The organism is Streptomyces sp. NPDC050658 (genome assembly GCF_044457025.1).
Taxonomy (GTDB): domain Bacteria; phylum Actinomycetota; class Actinomycetes; order Streptomycetales; family Streptomycetaceae; genus Streptomyces.
This window is the reverse complement of record NZ_JBITGM010000002.1, coordinates 413,502-431,141: the sequence shown is the minus strand read 5'-3', so window position 1 is coordinate 431,141 and position 17,640 is coordinate 413,502. Positions and strand designations below refer to the sequence as shown.

General features: G+C 69.2%; 14 protein-coding genes. 6 read left to right on the top strand and 8 right to left on the bottom strand.

The annotated features are described in order from the left end of the window. Nucleotides 1–27: 27 nt before the first annotated feature. The 5 genes from ACIBKX_RS08860 to ACIBKX_RS08840 all read right to left on the bottom strand — a co-directional run bounded on the left by ACIBKX_RS08860 (nucleotide 28) and on the right by ACIBKX_RS08840 (nucleotide 6,250). The gene (locus tag ACIBKX_RS08860) at nucleotides 28–1,635 is read right to left on the bottom strand and encodes an alpha/beta hydrolase (RefSeq protein WP_363277019.1); all 1,608 of its coding nucleotides are present in this window, start codon (nucleotides 1,633–1,635) and stop codon (nucleotides 28–30) included. A 294-nt stretch (nucleotides 1,636–1,929) separates the two neighbouring features. Next, complete coding sequence (locus ACIBKX_RS08855; protein ID WP_363276967.1) at nucleotides 1,930–2,331, bottom strand: VOC family protein; 402 nt, start codon at nucleotides 2,329–2,331, stop codon at nucleotides 1,930–1,932. A gap of 232 nt (nucleotides 2,332–2,563) precedes the next feature. Then, nucleotides 2,564–3,460: a geranyl diphosphate 2-C-methyltransferase gene (locus tag ACIBKX_RS08850; RefSeq protein WP_363276968.1), complete on the bottom strand. Its 897-nt coding sequence runs from the start codon at nucleotides 3,458–3,460 to the stop codon at nucleotides 2,564–2,566. Nucleotides 3,461–3,464: 4 nt separating this feature from the next. Beyond that, nucleotides 3,465–4,772 (bottom strand): family 2 encapsulin nanocompartment cargo protein terpene cyclase, encoded by a 1,308-nt coding sequence (locus ACIBKX_RS08845; protein WP_363276969.1) that lies wholly within the window; start codon nucleotides 4,770–4,772, stop codon nucleotides 3,465–3,467. 65 nt (nucleotides 4,773–4,837) lie between these two features. After that, entirely contained in the window at nucleotides 4,838–6,250 is a 1,413-nt protein-coding gene (locus ACIBKX_RS08840) for a family 2B encapsulin nanocompartment shell protein (protein ID WP_363276970.1), read from the bottom strand. 1,148 nt (nucleotides 6,251–7,398) lie between these two features. On the opposite strand from ACIBKX_RS08840, the gene ACIBKX_RS08835 reads away from it, so the two are divergent. The 5 genes from ACIBKX_RS08835 to ACIBKX_RS08815 all read left to right on the top strand — a co-directional run bounded on the left by ACIBKX_RS08835 (nucleotide 7,399) and on the right by ACIBKX_RS08815 (nucleotide 11,741). Then, nucleotides 7,399–8,130: a tRNA-dependent cyclodipeptide synthase gene (locus ACIBKX_RS08835; protein ID WP_363276971.1), complete on the top strand. Its 732-nt coding sequence runs from the start codon at nucleotides 7,399–7,401 to the stop codon at nucleotides 8,128–8,130. Then, entirely contained in the window at nucleotides 8,127–9,317 is a 1,191-nt protein-coding gene (locus ACIBKX_RS08830) for a cytochrome P450 (protein WP_363276972.1), read from the top strand. The genes ACIBKX_RS08835 and ACIBKX_RS08830 overlap by 4 nt, the downstream gene beginning before the upstream one ends. A gap of 192 nt (nucleotides 9,318–9,509) precedes the next feature. Further along, the gene (locus ACIBKX_RS08825; protein ID WP_363276974.1) at nucleotides 9,510–9,899 is read left to right on the top strand and encodes a hypothetical protein; all 390 of its coding nucleotides are present in this window, start codon (nucleotides 9,510–9,512) and stop codon (nucleotides 9,897–9,899) included. An 80-nt stretch (nucleotides 9,900–9,979) separates the two neighbouring features. Continuing rightward, the gene (locus ACIBKX_RS08820) at nucleotides 9,980–10,630 is read left to right on the top strand and encodes a DUF6226 family protein (protein WP_363276975.1); all 651 of its coding nucleotides are present in this window, start codon (nucleotides 9,980–9,982) and stop codon (nucleotides 10,628–10,630) included. A 223-nt stretch (nucleotides 10,631–10,853) separates the two neighbouring features. Then, a complete protein-coding gene (locus ACIBKX_RS08815; RefSeq protein ID WP_363276976.1) occupies nucleotides 10,854–11,741 on the top strand; it encodes a hypothetical protein in 888 nt (295 codons plus the stop codon). Between the two features lie 94 nt (nucleotides 11,742–11,835). On the opposite strand, the gene ACIBKX_RS08810 is transcribed toward ACIBKX_RS08815, so the two are convergent. Both ACIBKX_RS08810 and ACIBKX_RS08805 read right to left on the bottom strand, forming a co-directional pair. Further along, the gene (locus ACIBKX_RS08810; RefSeq protein ID WP_363276977.1) at nucleotides 11,836–12,615 is read right to left on the bottom strand and encodes a VCBS repeat-containing protein; all 780 of its coding nucleotides are present in this window, start codon (nucleotides 12,613–12,615) and stop codon (nucleotides 11,836–11,838) included. A gap of 115 nt (nucleotides 12,616–12,730) precedes the next feature. After that, nucleotides 12,731–13,564, bottom strand: a complete 834-nt coding sequence (locus ACIBKX_RS08805) for a PIG-L family deacetylase (protein ID WP_363276978.1) — start codon at nucleotides 13,562–13,564, stop codon at nucleotides 12,731–12,733. Nucleotides 13,565–13,737: 173 nt separating this feature from the next. Here ACIBKX_RS08805 and ACIBKX_RS08800 point away from each other — a divergent pair, with 173 nt between their 5' ends. Next, a complete protein-coding gene (locus tag ACIBKX_RS08800; protein ID WP_363276979.1) occupies nucleotides 13,738–16,617 on the top strand; it encodes a hypothetical protein in 2,880 nt (959 codons plus the stop codon). Between the two features lie 32 nt (nucleotides 16,618–16,649). Here ACIBKX_RS08800 and ACIBKX_RS08795 read toward each other — a convergent pair whose 3' ends face one another. Further along, nucleotides 16,650–17,594: an SDR family oxidoreductase gene (locus ACIBKX_RS08795; RefSeq protein WP_363276981.1), complete on the bottom strand. Its 945-nt coding sequence runs from the start codon at nucleotides 17,592–17,594 to the stop codon at nucleotides 16,650–16,652. Nucleotides 17,595–17,640 lie beyond the last annotated feature (46 nt).

Sequence of the window (17,640 nt, the reverse complement as noted above, 5' to 3'; positions counted from 1 at the left end):
TGGGCGGCTGGTGCGCTGCGGGCATGGTCAGGGCTGTTCGGGTTCGGGCGTGGCGTGCGGGGCGCAGGTCACGTCCTTCGCACCGGTCTCGCCCTTGAGGAGATAGGCGTCGACGCGCTCGTTGACACAGGTGTTCTTCAGGCCGGTGACACCGTGGTTGCCCGCGTCCTTCTCGGTGATCAGCCGGGAGCCCCGCAGCCGCTCGTGCAGCTCGACCGCGCCGCCGTAGGGGGTTGCCGCGTCGCGCTCGGACTGGACGATGAGCGTGGGGGCAAGCGCGCTGCCGGGGCGCACGTCGACCGGCTGGAGCTGCTTCAGCGGCCAGGTGGCACAGGGCAGGTTCATCCAGGTGTTGGACCAGGTCAGGAACGGGTTCTCGGGGTGCAGGCGGGTGGTGTCGCGGTCCCAGGTCCGCCAGTCCTTCGGCCAGTTGGCGTCGTTGCACTGGACGGCGGTGTAGACGGCGTTGCCGTTCTCGGCTTCCTTGTTCTTCGCCGTGTCGGACAGGTCGGAGCCCGCAGCCTTGACGAGGGGCTTCTCGTCGCCCTTGAGGTAGGCGGACCAGACGGCCGCGACGGGCGCCCACGCGCCGTCGGAGTAGCTGGCCTTCTGGAAGAAGCCGAGCAGCTCGGCCGGGCCGACGACGCCGCCGACGGGGTCGTTCTTCGCCTTCGCGCGCAGCGTGTCCCACTGCTCCTGGACCTTGGCGGGGGTGGCGCCGATGCCGTACACGTCGTCGTGCTCGGCCACCCACTTCGTCCAGTCCATCCAGCGGCCCTGGAAGGCGACGTCCTGGTCGAGGTTGGCCTGGTACCAGACCTTCTCGGGCGAGGGATTGACGACGCTGTCGAAGATCATGCGTCGTACGTGGGAGGGGAACAGCTCGGCGTAGACGGCCCCGAGGTAGGTGCCGTAGGAGACACCGAGATAGTTGAGCTTCTTGTCGCCCAGGGCGGCACGTATGACGTCCAGGTCCCGTGCGGTGTTCGGGGTGTTCATGTGCGGCAGCAGGCCGCCGCTGCGTTCCTCGCACCCTTCGGCGTACTCGGCGGCGAGCTTGCGCTGCGCCCGCTTGTCCGCCTCGCCGTCGGGGACCGGGTCGAGCTTCGGTGTCCTGGCGTACTCCTGCGGGTCCGCGCAGGAGATGGGTGCGGAGCGGCCGACCCCGCGGGGGTCGAATCCGACGAAGTCGTAGGCCGTCGCCGCCTTGGCGTGGACCGGGTCCTTCCCCGTGATGTACGTCGGGAAGTCCAGGCCGGAGCCGCCGGGCCCGCCGGGATTGTAGATGAGCGAGCCCTGACGCTCGCCCTTGCTCCCCGTGCTGAGGGCCCGGGAGACCGCGAGCTTGATCGTGCGTCCGTCCGGACGGGCGTAGTCCACGGGAACGGTCACGTAGCCGCACTGGATCGGACTGGCAAGGCCCCAGCTCTCGGGGCAGTCCTTCCAGTTCACGCCCTTCGCGGCGGCGCGGTCGGCGGCGACGGCCACGCCTCGGGCCGCTGTCGCCCGGTCTTTGTCGGCAGCGGCCACGGCTGCCGACTCGCCGGCCGTGGCCCACGGAACGGCTGCCACTGTGGCTATGAGCGCGGCGGAAGCAAGGGTCCCCGTGGCGGTGAGGATGGGGTGACGTCCGATCAAGATGATCTCCGAGAGCGTCCAGGTGACGGCGGTGCGTCGGTGGTAACGGTCAAGGGGATCGTCGGATCGATGGGCCGGGCCGGAACAGGCCTCGGCGCTGATTCCAGCCGACCGGCGGGACTTTCCCGACACTCGGCTGGCACGTTCCCCGCTGACTGGCGGGGATTTGCCCTCACCTCCCCTGGAGAGGTGGCTTTCAGGGTTGAGGGATGAGTGGTCGGCTCCGGCACGCGTGTCCCGCCTACACGGCCATCACGTGCCTGACCGGCGTGGCATCCGTCGCCACGACGCTCAGTCGGCCTTCGGGCCGTGGCTCGGTGACGCGCGGACGGTGAAGGAGTGGCCGGCCGGGTCTGCGTACAGGCGTGCCTCGGTGGGACCGCCGCGGCCGGATGCCTCGATCGGTGTGCCTCCCAGAGTCACGATGTGTCGTTCGAGTTCGTCCAGGTCACCGGCTTCGGCGAGGAAGTCGACATGGGCCTGGAGCGAGTCCTCGGGCCGGGGCCAGCTGGGTGGCGTGGCGTTGACATCGCGGCGGAATCCCATGCGCAGTCCGCTCGACGTCTCGATGTCGGTGCGATTGCTGCTAGTGTCCGGGCACGGCTCGGCGTCGAGTAACTCCAGGTAGAACTGGGCGAGTTCTTCAGGTTCCGAGCAGTCCAGCACGATCGCGCCCGCAGTGATCAGTCCCATGTGGCCTCCCTCGATCCATGCTCCGGGTCTCCGGGTCTCCGCGTTTCCGGGTCTCCGGGATGGAAGGTCGACAAACAGGTCTCTTTCCGGGCTCTCACGCGGGCTGGGGTGAGTGCGGTGGCAGCGTCCTGGCCCGTGTTCCCCGCTGCCCGACAGCCTCAGCAGACGGGTATGCGGCAAGGGCCCGTTCCGTCAGGAGCGGGCCCTTGCCGGTCAGCAGGAGATCAGGACGTCAGACGCGGTCGGCTGCGATGAGGAGGTACTGGAAGGAGCCGTCCCTGTAGGAGTTGATGAACGCCTCCTCGATTCCCGTGACCAGCGAAGACGTTGCCCGCAGTTCCCAGTAGGGCAGGGTGTCGGGAGTGAGGTCGACGACGGCCTGCGGTACGAGGCGGTTGTCGGCCATGGCGCGCAGGTACTCCCGGCGTGAGTGGATGTTGCACTCGAAGTGCGCGTTGATCTGGGAGACCCACTTCGAGGGCTGGCCGTACCGCGGGTTCCAGCAGCCGGTAACGGTCACGTAGCGGCCGCCGACCTCGAGGATGCGGGAGTGTTCGGCGAAGAGGTCCTGCAGGTCGACGTACATGCTGGACTCGTTGTTCCACGAGGCCGCGACCTGCCCGGTCTCGAAGGGCGTGGCGAGCATGTTGCAGACGCGGGCGCGGACGTGGTCCTGGATGCGGAGTTCGCGGGCGCGCCCGTTGGCGAAGTCGGCCTGTTTGGCCGACAGCGTGACTCCTTCGACCTTGCACCCGAAGCGCTGGTGCGCCATCACCATCGAGCCGCCGCGGCCACAGCCGGCGTCCACCAGGGTGTCGTCGCGGCCGATGTCACCGAGGTGCCCCAGGAGGACCTCGGCCTGCGCCGACTCCAGTCGGTGGAGCTCGGCGATCAGCTTCTTCTCGTACTCGCTGTTCTCGGGGTCGCCGAGCGCGGTGTGGTCGACGGCGCCGATGCCGTAGTGGTGGTGGTAGAGACCGTCGACATCGCCGAGACGCAGGTTCACGGGCCTGGCCTCCCCGTCCCAGTAACGGGCGATGTCTCCCTGATAGGGAGTCGCCGGGCCGGGGATGCGCAGAGGAGCTTCGGTGGCGGTGAGTTCGGTGCTGCTGGTCACAGATGAGTCCATTCTTCTACCAGAAGTCGGGCAGGCTGTAGCGATAGGTGTTGGTCTGGTGCCAGTGGTGGTTTCCGTCGACCCACGCGGCGACGCCGCGCAGGAAGCGCTGCACGTGCGGGACGGGGCAGTCGGCGGCCAGGGCCGCGGCTTCGGTCTCGAAGTCGTGCATGAGGTCGTTGTGGACCTCGACGGACTTCAAGTAGGCGTCCCGGTCGGAGAGGCCCTCGCGTTCGGCGATCACGACGGGCAGGTTCAAGTGCCGCCCGGGAGCGGCGAGTTCCTTGGTGTAGGAGTAGAGGTCGTTCACGATGGTCGTCGCGTTCCCCGCGAGCGCGATGACCTTCTGCATGGCGGGCTGCGCGTGCAGGTCCGCCGGGAGTTCGTACCCGCCGACGGTGTCGGTGATGGTGGGGCAGGGGCGGAAGTTGTTGAACTGGCGCATCGCCAGGTACTCCCACACCTCCGGTACGCGGTCCTCCTGGGCCCAGGCAGCCTCGGCGAGGTATCCCAGGTGCAGCCGGGCCATGTCGTGCCGGTACCGGTCGGTCTGGGAGGGGCTTGCCGCCTGGTTGAAGTACTCCATGGCGGAGCGGTACGCGCGTCGGGGTGCGTCCGCGTGGAGGGACTTGGCCCATTCCGGCTGGTACTCGCGCGTCGTGTACAGGGGGTCCAAGGCGGTGTGCGCCAGCAGAAGGCGTTCGCCGAGGCCGACGGGCGAGCCCCCGTGGTCCTCGCAGTAGCAGTCGTCCACCGCGTTCTCGGCCACCATCAAGCGGGTGGCGATCATCAGGTGGTCGACGGTGGGCGCGTCCGGATGGCAGCCGACCATGTAACGGCCCACGGAGAAGCCGTCGAACTGCTCCTCCCAGTCATCGGGGTACAGGGCGACCTCGTCCAGCGCCCAGGACTTGATCCTTTGGCTGACTTCTTCGACCCGCGCCGGGTCGGGCTCGGCCACCGGGTGGTGGTAGAGGCCCGGGATCGGCCTGCCTTCCGCCGTAGCCGTAGCCGTAGCTGTGGCCGACGGTTCGGAAGGCGTCGGCGGTTCCTGCCGAAGGACCAGGCGCAGGCCCGCCGTGCCCAGGCCGCTGGGGCCGCGCAGGATCCGCTGGAGGCCGGCACTTGGTTCCGGCACAGCGGGGACGGAAGGTACGGCGGGGACGGAGGGCACAGCGGGGACGGAAGGTACGGCGGGTGGACCGCCGGTGGCGGCCGTGATGTCGCGGGCGCGGGCCGCGGCGTCGGCGAGGACGTGCGCCCCGGAACGAGAGGCGGCCTCGGGCAGGCTTGACTGCGCAGGTGTCAGCTCAGGCGCGGGCATCCATGGCTCCTTGGTGGGGTGGGCGGCCGGGGTCCGCCGGCTGGGCCGGCGGACGGGCGGGTCCGCTAGCTGGGCCAGTGGGAGATCTGCACGTTCTCGAGCACGCCGACCGCGTCCGGCACGAGGATGGCGGCGGAGTAATAGGTGCTGACGAGGTAGGAGGTGATCGCCTGCTCGCTGACGCCCATGAACCGGACCGAGAGACCCGGCTCGTACTCGTCCGGCAGCCCTGTCTGATGCAGACCGATGACGCCCTGGTTCTTCTCGCCGGTACGCATGCAGAGGATCGAGCTGGTCCGCTCCTTCGTGATGGGGATCTTGCCGCAAGGAAGGATCGGCACCCCGCGCCAGGCCGGGACCTGCTGGCCGCCGAGGTCGACATGGTCCGGATACAGACCGCGCGCGTTGAACTCCCGCCCGATCGCCGCGATCGTCTTGGGGTGCGCGAGGAAGAACTTGGAGCCGCGGCGGCGGCAGAGCAGTTCGTCCAGGTCGTCCGGGGTCGGCGGCCCGGAGTGCGGCTGGATGCGCTGCTTGAAGTCGGCGTTGTGGAGAAGGCCGAACTCCCGGTTGTTGACCAGCTCGTGCTCCTGGCGCTCGCGCAACGCCTCGACGGTGAGCCTGAGTTGCTCCTCGGTCTGGTTCATCGGGCCGTTGTAGAGGTCGGCGACCCTCGTGTGGACCCGCAGAATGGTCTGCGCGACCGAGAGTTCGTACTCGCGCGGTTTCAGTTCGTAGTCGACGAACGCGCCGGGCAACTCGTGCTCTCCGGTGTGTCCTGCCGACATCGCGATCTCCGCCTCGCCGCGATGGTTCTGCCGCTGGCGGGGAAGCGACCTGAACTTCTCGACGTGGCCCCGAAGCGCCGGTGCCTGGGACAGCATGGACTCGAAGTCGGCGCGCGACAGGGTGAGCAGGGTGCCCGAGGTCTCGGCGGTCGCGGTCTGCTCCCATTGGGCGTCCCCGTCAAGCAGGGCGTTCTCCCCGAACCGGTCGCCATCGGCGAGTACATCGAGGGTGACCTCGTCGCCGTACCGGCCGACGGTGGTCTGGCTGATGCGGCCGTGGGCGATCAGGTGGAGCTGATCCGCGGGCGTACCACGCTCGACCAGTGTCTCGCCGACCCGGAAGTCGCGCTGGACGCATCGATCGGCGATGGCGGTCAGCACCTCCACGTCGTCGAAGCCGCGAAGCAGGGCCAGTTCACCGAGTTCCCGGGGGATCACCCGGACGTCGGCGCCGTCCTGGACGAACTCGATGGTCCCGTCGCCGACGGTGTAGGTCAGGCGACGGTTCACCCGGTAGGCCCCGCCCTTCGTCTCCACCCAGGGGAGCATCCGCAGCAGCCAGCGAGAGGTGATCTCCTGCATCTGCGGTGCGGACTTGGTGGTGGTGGCGAGGTTGCGGGCGGCCGCCGTACCCAGACTGGATTGCGGCGGTGAATCCGGTCGCGCTTCCGGGCTTGAGTCAACAGTCATCGGGCGAGCTCTCCTTGCTCAGAGCGATGCTGCCCATTACGGGTGTGATGGGCAGCAAGGTGAAAAGGGGGTGTACGACGGAGAATCCGGCCAGATCCAGGTGAACCCTAATCGCCGCCTCGCCCCATGGATCAAGGAAATCCGGAGAGATTAACTCGATACGATGATCATGCTTGGGCGATGTTTGGCGAGGTACCGGCGGGATTCAGCCCCGATTCGCGGCGCGTCCCGGCGAGCGGTCGGTTTGCTATTCAGGGTGGGGAATCGGCGGGTCGAAGGGCCGTCGAAGGGCCGTCGAAGTGCCGTATACCCAGGCCGTCTTGGGTGACCGGGGTCAGTAGGCGGCGCCCGGCCGCTGCCGCCACCGTCCGCATGCGTCGCGACCGACCCAGCCGTGCGACGTCAGAATCGCGACAGGACCCCGTGGGGCCGCGGCATGACTGGGCGATACTCCGCGCGGGGTGGTCGAGCTGAAAGCGCCGGGGCGCCAACCATGGCCAAGAACCAGCACAGTTCGGGCCCGACGGCCGCCGGGAGCGTGCCGCGGCCACACGTACGGCACAAACAACCCCCTCACCTTCAGTGACCACACAGGGCTGAAGTTCTGCGCGGGCGACCACTGCACGGCCGGAGAGGACTGGGACCTAGAGCTGGGGCGAACCCTGGACAGGTGGCAGGCGACTGGTGAATGCCTCAACGGATCGTATTTCGCCTGCCCTGACTTGGTGTTGACCCGCCGTCCGAGGGCCCGTGAAATGTTCGCGGCAGTGCGAGAAATGGTGGCTGATGGCGACCATGAAATGTCCCTCAAGCGGGTCGATTGACTGCGACATGGATCGCCCCCACCGAAGAGGATCTTCGGTGGGGCTCGTGACATGCCTGACGGCAGTAGTTGCACCACGTGGACGCGGGTCGCATCGGCGGTCAGCGGGCCGTGCGATCGGTCCACTCGCGCCAGGTGATGCCTGCCGGGCGAGGAATGGAGGGACAGGAGTCGTACTAGTTTCAACTGCTCTGTCCACGTTGTGAGTTACTTCCCGGTCAGTGTGCGACTGGGCGCCCGCACCGGCTAGCTTCTGTTCACGCGGTGCCACACCCCGCACACACTGTGCGGTCGGGACTAGCGCCGTCTGAAGGATGCCGCCGTCTTGACGACGACACAGACAGAGACCTTCACGGTCCGCCCCTACTCGCCGAACTGCAAGGTCATCCACGATGCCGGAGACCACGCGGTGATCGGCATCTCGCCGGGCAACTCGTACTTCACCCACCAGCGGGTCATCGATCTCGCCGCGTGGGGTCTCACGCACTTCGACCAGGTCGATCTGATCTATACCGACCTGCACGTCGCCGACACCTACCTCGCCCAGGGGTATCCGCCGGACTCCGCGCAACGAAAGGTGATCAAGAATCTTCGCGGCGTCCGGGCCAAGGTCAACGCGGCCGTCGAGACGCTCGACGCCGGGGACCGCCTGCGCGGCCGACCCATGTCGGCCCTCCTGCCCAGTGACGACTACCGGCGGATCCGCCGGAACCTCGATGATCTGCTGGCCATCGATCCCGAGTTCCGCACGGCGTGCGACGCGCTGATCGGCACGTTCCTGACGTCGAAAGTCCTCAATGGGGCCGAGCCGACCCCGGTTCAGCGCAAGGCGTGCCTCGATTACGTGTGCGCCGAGATTCCGCTGTTCCTCGACACCCCCGCGATCATGCGGGTTCCGTCGAGCCTGAACGTCTACCACAAGGCCTTGCCGTTGGCCGACCTGCTGTACTCCCGCGGCTGCGGGCTGCGGGCATCCCGAAATCAGGGGCACGCCATCGTGCGGGCCGTCGACACCGTCGACAGCATCGAAGAAACCATCGAAGGACCGGCCGCGTGACTACTGCCCCGCTCGAACTGATCGACTTTCCGTTCTCCGCGAACGGCCTTCACCTGCCCGAAGAGATCGACCTCCTGCGCGGTACGCCGGTCCGCAAGGTCCGCACGATCGCGGGAGACGAAGCGTGGCTCGTGTCCTCCTACGCACTGTGCAAGGAAGTCCTCGAGGACGAGCGCTACAGCCTCGCCGCGACCTCCGCGCCGGGTGTGCCCCGCCAGTACGCGCTGACGATCCCCCCGCACGTCGTGAACAACATGAGCAACATGACCGGCGCCGGCCTGCGCAAAGCCGTCATGAAGGCCATCAATCCCAAGTCCCCGCGTCTGCGGACCTGGATGCGCGAGCACGCCGCGGTCCTCGTCGACGACTTACTCGACTACGGACCCCCCGCAGACCTGCGGGACCGGTTCGCCGCCCGGTACGCGGAGCATCTGCATGCCCGGATCCTGGGCATATCCCCGGCCGACGCCGCGAAGCTCGGCTCATCTCTCGACATCGCGTTCATGAACTCCGCGACGTGTCCTGTCGGTGCGCGACTCAACTGGGACCGCGACATCGCGTATGTGACGCGGCTGCTGGACGATCCGGAGACGACCGGACTCATGGGCGCACTCGCCGAACTGCGTGACGATCCCGCCTACGCCCATCTCACGGACGAGACGCTTGCCACGGTCGGCGTGACGCTGCTGGGGGCCGGTGTCGTCTCGACCATGGGTGCGTTGTCCATGGTGATGGTGACGCTCCTTCAGAACCCCGAATTGTGGAGGGAGTTGTGCCGACGGCCCGAGAGGATTCCCGCCGCCGTGGACGAGTTGCTCCGCGTGAATCTGAGTATCGCGGACGGCCTTCCCCGGCTGGCGACCACGGACATGAGCCTGGGCGGCGTGGACATCAAGGAAGGCGAGTTGGTGCTTGTCCTGGTGGAAGCGGCGAACAGTGACCCGGCCGTGTTCCCCGACCCGCACACCATCGACTTGGGCCGCCCGAACGCGTCCGCGCACCTGTCGTTCGGAAGGGGAGGCCACTACTGCCCGGCGGTACCGCTGGGCAAGGAGTTCATCGCCGTGGCCCTGGACGCCTTGGCCGCCCGTATGCCCGGCCTGCGTCTGGCGGTGCCGGAAGGCCAACTGGTGTGGCGCACCGGCTACATGAAGCGGCTCCCTGAACGCCTGCCGGTCGCCTGGTAGCGGCACGGACAACGGCCGTTCCTCCGCTCACGCGGGCGAGGGGACGGCCGTTTCGACTCTCCGGGCCGTCACCGGTCGTCGTCGCCCGGACGGCGTACACCTGGCCTCGCCTCGGGTCGCACGGGCCGGGCCGCGGGGCGAGCCTGGAAGCGTTCGGCATCCGCAGGACGGCACACAGAGGAAGGTTCCACAGTGGACAGCGCGGAACAGGGATCACGCAGGGAACAGGCATCGGCCGACGTGGTGGTGGAGCTGGCGGGCTGCGCGACGCAGGACGCGCACGCCGTCTTCAGCGCGCTGCGTGCCTCGTTCAGCTCCGACCGGGCCGCCGATGACGTGCCCGAGGAGGTGACGGGCCCCGGAGCGACCGTGTGGACCGCGACGTTCGACGTGAACGAACTCAAGGCGGCGGCCGAACCCCGGCGGCTCACCGCCCCCGTCACCGTCAGCCTGCAGGGCGGCTACTGGGCGGTCGACCAGCTCTGCAAAGCCCTGGCGCCGGCGTTCACCGTCGACGTCCTGGGCATGGCCGCCGGCGACCAGGAGAAGGAGGTCGAGTTGCGCCTGGAGTCCCGCAGCTGATCATGAAATCTCGCCCGAGCAGCCGTCAGGCGTGCCGGGCCCCCGAATGTCCGTCCGCCTCTGCGCCTTAGGGTGCCGGTATGGATCGAATAGTGCTTGGCCGGGCCGTCGACGAGGAGTTCGCCGTCACCAGTGCGGACACGCCGTCATGGGAGGACCCGCATCCCGATGGCGTTGTGCGGGACGAGGAGTACTCGCGGTGTCTCGACCCCGGGAAGTACCGCATCCTCGCTGCCCGCGCGGACGCCTGGGCGCGGGTGCTCGTCCGGCTCGGACTTGCCGAGGCGGAGACGGTCGCCGATCCGTCAGCGATCTGGCTGAGGAAGCCCGGCGTAACCGTCAATGACGCCGTCCGGCTGCGCCCCGCGCGCAGCGGCGCCGTCCCCCTCGTCTTCGGGTTCTCCGACATCGACGAGGTCCCCAGGACCGTCCTTGTGCTGGGGGCGGGTGAGCCGGCGGTGGATCTGGAGACGATTCCGGACTGTGGCTGCGATGCCTGTGACGACGGTTCCGCGCATCTGATCGAGATGGTCGACGACGTCGTTTTCGCCGTGGTCTCGGGGACGTTCGTGTACGTCGATGCCGGGCAGGGCCGGGAGATCGTCGACACGGGGGACGGTTGGTCGGCGAGCGACTGGGGTCCGGCACTGCCACCGGTCGAGGAGGTGGTCGCCACGGCGCGGGCCGGGCGATCTCCGTACGGCGTCGTCAGCGGGTCGGCCTGGTGGTAACAGCTTGAGCACGGACAGGTAGGGCAGGGCGGGGCAGGGGAGGACGGGGCAGGGCAGGACGGGGCAGGGCAGGGGGTCATGCAGGCACTGCGCGTATGTGCACCGTGTGTAAGATCTCGACGTCTTCAACAATCTGTTGAAGATTGGTCGAACGTGGGGCGGCCTCAGGTGAATTGGGGGCGCCTCGCGGCCTGTATCCCTCACGGAGCCAGCCTTGCCCGCCATGCCCGCCACTCGCACCATCGCGCTCGCCGCGCTCACCACGGCCGTCGCCCTCGCCCTCACCGGCTGCGGGAGCGGCGCCACCGATGCCGCCCCCAAGGGCACCACTCGGGCCGACGCCAAGAAGAGCGGGCCGAAGGCTCCTGCCGACTGGACGGGTGAGCCCCTGAGTACGGCGAAGGAGGAGCTTCGGGCCGCCGGTGGGCAGTGGACCGCCACCGCGCACGACGCCGGCGACCAGAAGCGGGGCGTCTTCGCCGACTCCGGCTGGACGGTGTGCTTCCAGACCACCGGCCGCGCCCAGTACACCGATGCCGGCGAAATCGACTTCGGCGTAGTGAAGACCGGTGAGCCCTGCCCCGCCGAGGACGGCGCCGCCCTGCCCTGGCCCACCATGCCCGACGTACACGACCAGACCTGGATCAAGGCCCTGGCCATGCTCAAGACGGCCGAGATCACCAACCCCGACCCCGACATGCCCCGCATCGAAGCGGACACGTACTACAGCAACGAAGAGCTGCCCGACGAGGGCGCCTACGACCAGTGGAAGGTGTGCGCGCCCGACCCCCAGACCGGCGCGAAGGTGCCCGCGGACCAGGACGTGACCCTGTACCTGGTGAACCCCGCCGACACCTGCCCTGCCGCCGCGAAGGTGCGCGACCTCTACGACGAGTCGCACGCCCTCCGCGGTGAGCGGCTGCCCGAGCTGCCCGACGCCGACAACGACGGCGACCCCGACCGACGCGACCCCGCCCCCTCCGACCCCGACCGGAACAGCACCTTCCCCGACGGCGCCGGTGGCAGCGGTGGCAGCGGCTCGGGCGGATCAACCGGCGGCAGCAGCAGCGGCAGCAGCGGTGGCGGTCGTGGCGGGAAGTGGTGGCACTGACGGAGGCGTACCGCCGCCATGCGAACCCGCCGACCCCCCTGCCCACCGTGCCCGCATGCTGCACGCGGCCAAGGGGCCCGCGACCTGATCGGGGTCAGGAGCAGGGGCGGTAGAACTGCTTCCAGCCGTCGGTGGGCATGGCCGGCGGTTCGGCCGGGGTGCCGGTCTCGCCGTACTTCTGCTGCAGGTCGTAGTCGAAGGCCCCGGGTCCGCCGCCCGGCTTCGTCAGGCGGATGGACCGCTCCCACACACCGTCGCCCGCGTTGTTGAGTACCGCGAGGTCCGGGTACGCGTCGTCGCCGTAGTCGGCGATGCGGAGCTGCTTGGCCTCGCCCTGGTCGCCGATGTCGGAGTGCCGGGCGCCGGCCGAGCCCAGGTTCGACCGCTTGAGCGGGCCGGGGCGGAATTCGGCGACGCGTGCCGTGTTGGGGTCGTCCCCGCCGGCGGGTGTCACGAGGTTGACGACCATGTCCAACGTGCCGTCGTTCTGGAAGTCGGCGACCGCGGCGGTGGCGACCTCGCCGGTCTTCGCGCCGAGCAGCTTGGCGACGTTCTGCTTGCCGCCGAAGGAGCCGTCCGCGGCTCCCCACTGGACCGTCATCTTGGTGCCGGTGTGCCCGGGGTTGACGATCTTGTCGGGGCGGCCGTCGCCGTCGAGGTCGCCGATCAGTGTCGTGGTGCCGGACAGGCACGGGGTCGTGGCCGTGGTGGCCTTGCCGGCCTGCGTCGCGCCGGCCGCGTCCGGTGATCCGGCCGCGCTGGCCTGGTATCCGGCAGCGGTCAGGGACAGGGCGACGGCCGCCACCGGAGCGGCGATCAGGCGTGCGCGCTTGGTGCGGCGCGGCGTCGCGTGGGCGGTGGTGTCAGAGCGCATGGCGATTCCCCGGCAGACAGTAGGTGGGTGTTGTTCTCTCCTTGGAACAACACCCACTCTGCTCGGGGCCCCTAACGCAGGACTCCCACCCGGCTAACTTCCGCCTAACGGTGGATCAGCGCAGCCCGGCGAAGAGATCGTTCTCGGGTACGGCGGTGCCGGTCGCGCCCTTGACGCGTACGAACGTCTCCATGCCCATCAACTCGCCGAACGTCTCCTTGCCCATCTTGAGGAAGAAGATGTTCTCGCCCTGACTGGCGTGCGCGGCCAGCGCGTCGAACTTCTGGTCGCTGAACGCGGTGGTGTCCACCCACGTGGTGATCTCGTCGTCGGGGAGGCCGATCTCGGCCATCGCGGCGGCCTCGGCGGGATCCGGCTCCGGCATGTCCGGGTGGAACTCGCGCATGATCTCCCCGAAGCGCCGCATTCCCGAGCGGGGCATCGTCGTCCAGTACACCTTCGGTGTCAGGTCGGTCAGCTCCAGCGCCGCCATCGTGATGCGGTGGGCCTGGATGTGGTCGGGGTGGCCGTAGAAGCCGTTCTCGTCGTAGGTGACGACCACATCGGGCCGGTAGTGCCGCATGAGGTCCGCGAGCCGGGCGGCGCCCTCCTCCACGGGGGTCCGCCAGAAGGATCCGGGGGCGTCGTTGCTCGGCCAGCCCATCATTCCGGAGTCGGCATAGTCCAGCGTCTCCAGGTCGCTGATCTTCAGGACGTCACAGCTCTCCTTCAGTTCCTGACGGCGCATCGAGGCGACGGCCACCGGATCGTGCCCGGGGTCGCCCGGCTTGACACCCCCCGGTCCGTCACCGCAACCGCCGTCGGTACACGTCACGAGAACCGTCCGGATTCCCTCCGCCGCGTACCGCGCGAGAACCCCGCCGGTTCCGGTGGCCTCGTCGTCGGGGTGGGCGTGTACGGCCATGAGCGTCAAGGGCCGGTCAGTCATGGAAGTGTCCTCCTGCGTAAGTACATGTCGATCCCCCTGCGTGCAACCGTGCCCGCCCGACCGGTTGTTCCCGGCGGCGGGTCCGGGGCGAGGTCCACTGTGCCCCAACTCCTCCCCGGCCCTCCGCCGTTGGTGACAAGATCACCTCAGCACCGGCTCCCAGGGAAGGGCGCATGACCGAAGTCCCCAGCAAATGGAATCGTCACCTCCGCAGGCTCAGGTCCGGACCGCTCAGCACAGACAGGGAGCGCGTCACCTACGCGCTCGCCTTCGACCACGTACTCGACAACCCGAAGGTCCGGGCGAAGCTCGGGAAGCGGCCCTCCGCCAGTGCGGGCAACGTGCGCCGTGCCGTCTCGAAACCGGTCCACGTCAGGCGGGTCCTGGACGAATCCCGCGCCCTGCTCCAGGACTTCCGCGAGGCGGAGGAGCGGCACACCGAGGCCGAGGAGGCCAGTGACGAGGCCTGGTCCCACACGGTGTGGGACTGGCGGCTCTCCTGTCTGGGCCTCAGCCTCTTCCTCTTCCTCGGCAGCCTCGCGAACTTCGGGAGCGCGCCGGACGCCGTCACGGTCTTCGTCCTGCTGCCGCTGACGCTTCTCGCCCTCGTGGTGAGCGTGACCTCCCCGGACACCCGCGAGCACGCGGGCAACCTGATGGCTCTGGCAGCCCGCGCGTACGCCTTCTCACGTGCCGGCCTGAACCTCAAGAGGCGGCAGAAGGCCCTGACCCAGCAGTGGCGTGTCGTCGCCCTGCCGATGACCCTGAGCATCGTCGACGAACTCCTCGGCGAGGACCGCGACAGCCTCTATCTCCCGACCGGCAACGCCGGTCTCTACTCGACCCGCAACAGTGCCTACGTCGTCGAATCCGCCGCTTCCGTCCAGCTGAAGCGGAAGATCGAGCAGATCGACGACGGGACCATAGCCATCTGCGGGGCCCGCGGGACGGGCAAGACCACGCTTCTTGAGGAAGCCGCGGACGGCGCCGGGTTCTCGGTCCTCGTCCAGGTCCCGGCCACCTACACACCCCACGACTTCCTTCTGCATCTGTCGGCGAAGGTCTGCGAGACCTACATCCAGAGCCGGTTCCACCCGGTCCCGTCCTTCGGCTCGCTGGGGCTCATCCGGCGCCCGCTGCAGCACTTGGCGCGGGCCGCGCGCCGGTTCCTGCGGTGGGCCGCCTTCGCCGGGCTCTCGGCCGGTCTCGTCGTGCTCGGGGTGGCATGGGAGACGGGCAATCTGATGTCGGCGCAGGGCTCGGACGCCCTGGACGAGATCTCGAACGGGCTCGGGTGGCTCCGCGACTACGGCGAGCAGATATGGCACGGAGAGCGGCCGGTCGTCGGCCTCGCCCTCGCGGCGGGCGGGGTGCTGCTGTGGCAGCGGCGCAAGTCGGCGAAGTTCCGCCGCAGCGCCGTGCAGGTCGGCCGCCTCGCCGTGCGCGTGGTCGGCCTCGCGCTGGTCGTGGCCACCTGCGCGACGCTGTACTTCGACCCCGGCGTCCGCGCGAACGCCGCGCTGTACTGGCAGAACACCGGGCTGATCGAGATCCTGTTCGTCTTCGTCGGATACCCGATGGCGGTACGGGGCATCTTCCGCAAGCACCTGGAGCACGCGTTCGCTCCGGGTCCGCTCGGCCGGCCGGAGCCAGGCGCCAGAGAGACGGCGTGGCTGCTGCTTCTCTTCGTCGGCTTCCTCGTCTGGTCGAAACTGATCGTCTCCAATGAGGGGCTGGACGGGATCCTCTTCGACGACGACAACGGCATCCGCCTCGTCCTGTCGTCCCTCGGCGTCTTCCTGTTCCACCTCGACATGCGGACCCGGAACGCGACCCCGCACCTGGTGGCCCGCTGCCAGCAGCACCTGTACCGGCTCCGGACGCTCCAGAACGCCTCCGCGATGGTCAGCCTGGGGATGCCCGACAAGCTCGGTGCCTCACAGACGACGTCGCTGTCCCTGGCGCCGCTGACCTTCCCGGAGATCGTCTCCGACTTCCGGGACATCCTGCGGAGCATCGCGCACGAGCACGCCGCACTCGGCCGTCAGGAGCGGCTGCTCCTCGACCTGGAGACCGGCGACCCGGACGCAGGCGCGTCCCCCGGCGACCCCGACGCAGGCACGTCCCCCGGCGACCTGTCGAAGGTCGTCATCGCCATCGACGAGCTGGACCGCATCGGGAGCGAGGAACAGGCCCTCGCGTTCCTGCGGGAGGTCAAGGCGATCTTCGGGGTCCGCGGGGTCTGCTACCTGATATCCGTGGCGGAGGACGTCGGCGCCGCCTTCCTGCGCCGCGGGCTGCCGCACCGCGACGTCACCGAAAGCTCTCTCGACGACGTGCTGTACGTCCACCCGTGCGGCCTCAAGGAGTCCACCGCCGTCCTGCACGAGCGGGTGCCGGGCCTGACCGCCCCCTACGTCTGTCTCGCCCACGCGCTCTCCGGCGGCCTGCCCCGCGACCTCATCCGGTACGGACGCCGCCTGGACGAGGTGCAGCGCGAGACCAAGGCGTACGAAATGCCCTTGCTGGCCTGGGAGTTGATCACCGACGAGATCGGCGAGGCCCTCGCGAGCACCCGTGTCCTGCTCGCCGACGAGCCGGGCTGGACCGCCGAGAACTCGACCGTCCTGCTCCATCTCAACGACCTCGTGCATCTCCTGTCCGGCGACATCGCCGCGGATGCCGGTGCGCGGACGGCGGAGCAGGCCAGCACCCGTGTCCTGATGTCCGAGTTCGCCAACCGCCGTGTGCGTCCGATGCGGGCCTGGACGGTCAGCAGCGCGCAGCCCTGGCCCGCGGACCAGGGCCTGTCGGAGCAGACGCGCACCCTCCTCGAAGAGGCGAGCACCCTCGTCCACTTCGGCCTGACCCTCCTGGACATCTTCGCCGCCCCCGACTTCAACACCCGCAAGGAAGAGGCGGACGCCGAGTCGGCGCGCGGGGAGAGCGTCCATCCGCTCGCCGGGGCCCGCCGCGAGCTGTCGATCTCCCCGCACAGCGCGCGCGTACTCATCGACGACATCCGGAAGGCCTGGGATCTCGACCCGTGGTAGCCGCCAGGGGGATGCGGGGGCGCCGAGTGTTCTCAGCTGTCGGGGAAGGGCACCTGCGTCAGCTCCTCGGAGGCCCGCCACACGCGTTGGGCCTCCTGCGTGCCGCGGAGGCGGGAGTAGAGCTTCTGCTCTCCGGGAGGGCCGCCCATGTGGCCGAGCCCGCGCGGGCCGTAGAAGCCGCCCTGTTCGGCGTCGGGGGAGGTGACGGCGTACAAGGCCGGGAGTTTTGCCGTCTCCACCGTCCCGACGAGGATGCCGCGGGCCGACAGGGCGCGGATCAGGCGTACGCCCATGGTGTCCTCGGCGCGGGCGACCTCGGGGCGGGCGGCGAGCAGGTTCGTCGGAGCGACACCGGGATGGGCGAGGTTGCTCGTGATGCCCCAGCCGGCGGACCGACTGCGGCGGTCGAGTTCCAGGCCGAAGAGACCGAGCGCGATCTTCGACTGGCGGTAGGCCTTCATGCCGTCGTAGGAGCGTTCCCAGTTCAGATCGGCCCAGTTGATGGCGCCCCGGTTCGCCGCGACGCTGATCTGTGAGGTCACGCGTGCCTTCCCCGCGCGCAGCAGCGGCAGCAGATGGGCCACCAGGGCGACATGGCCGAGGTGGTTGGTGCCCCACTGCAGCTCGAACCCGTCGGCGGTCGTCTGCCGGTCGGGCGGGGTCATGACGCCGGCGTTGTTGACGAGGAGCTGGACGGGCCGGCCCTCCTCGCGCAGGGTCTTGCCCAGGGCCGCGACGGAGGCGAGCGAGGACAGGTCCAGCTCGCGGAGCGACACGTTCGCGTGAGGGGCGGTCCGACGGATCGTGGCGAGCGCGGCCTCGCCCTTGCGGGGATTGCGCACGGGCAGGACCACCTCCGCGCCGGCCGCGGCGAGCCGCGAGGCGATGCCGAGCCCGATGCCGTCGCTCGCCCCGGTGACGACGGCGCGCCTGCCGGACAGGTCGGGGACGGTGACGTCGATGGATGTACGCGGCATGAGCACTCCTGAGTCGTGTCGTTGCCTCCAGCGTCCCCGAATGCGG

What these genes read in the sequence shown, in the direction of transcription:
- ACIBKX_RS08820 (WP_363276975.1), top strand. Translation starts at nt 9,980, where the DNA reads ATGGATCGAATAGTGCTTGGCCGGGCCGTCGACGAGGAGTTCGCCGTC.
- ACIBKX_RS08855 (WP_363276967.1), bottom strand. Translation starts at nt 2,331, where the DNA reads ATGGGACTGATCACTGCGGGCGCGATCGTGCTGGACTGCTCGGAACCT.
- ACIBKX_RS08845 (WP_363276969.1), bottom strand. Translation starts at nt 4,772, where the DNA reads ATGCCCGCGCCTGAGCTGACACCTGCGCAGTCAAGCCTGCCCGAGGCC.
- ACIBKX_RS08840 (WP_363276970.1), bottom strand. Translation starts at nt 6,250, where the DNA reads ATGACTGTTGACTCAAGCCCGGAAGCGCGACCGGATTCACCGCCGCAA.
- ACIBKX_RS08850 (WP_363276968.1), bottom strand. Translation starts at nt 3,460, where the DNA reads ATGGACTCATCTGTGACCAGCAGCACCGAACTCACCGCCACCGAAGCT.
- ACIBKX_RS08810 (WP_363276977.1), bottom strand. Translation starts at nt 12,615, where the DNA reads ATGCGCTCTGACACCACCGCCCACGCGACGCCGCGCCGCACCAAGCGC.
- ACIBKX_RS08805 (WP_363276978.1), bottom strand. Translation starts at nt 13,564, where the DNA reads ATGACTGACCGGCCCTTGACGCTCATGGCCGTACACGCCCACCCCGAC.
- ACIBKX_RS08815 (WP_363276976.1), top strand. Translation starts at nt 10,854, where the DNA reads ATGCCCGCCACTCGCACCATCGCGCTCGCCGCGCTCACCACGGCCGTC.
- ACIBKX_RS08800 (WP_363276979.1), top strand. Translation starts at nt 13,738, where the DNA reads ATGACCGAAGTCCCCAGCAAATGGAATCGTCACCTCCGCAGGCTCAGG.
- ACIBKX_RS08795 (WP_363276981.1), bottom strand. Translation starts at nt 17,594, where the DNA reads ATGCCGCGTACATCCATCGACGTCACCGTCCCCGACCTGTCCGGCAGG.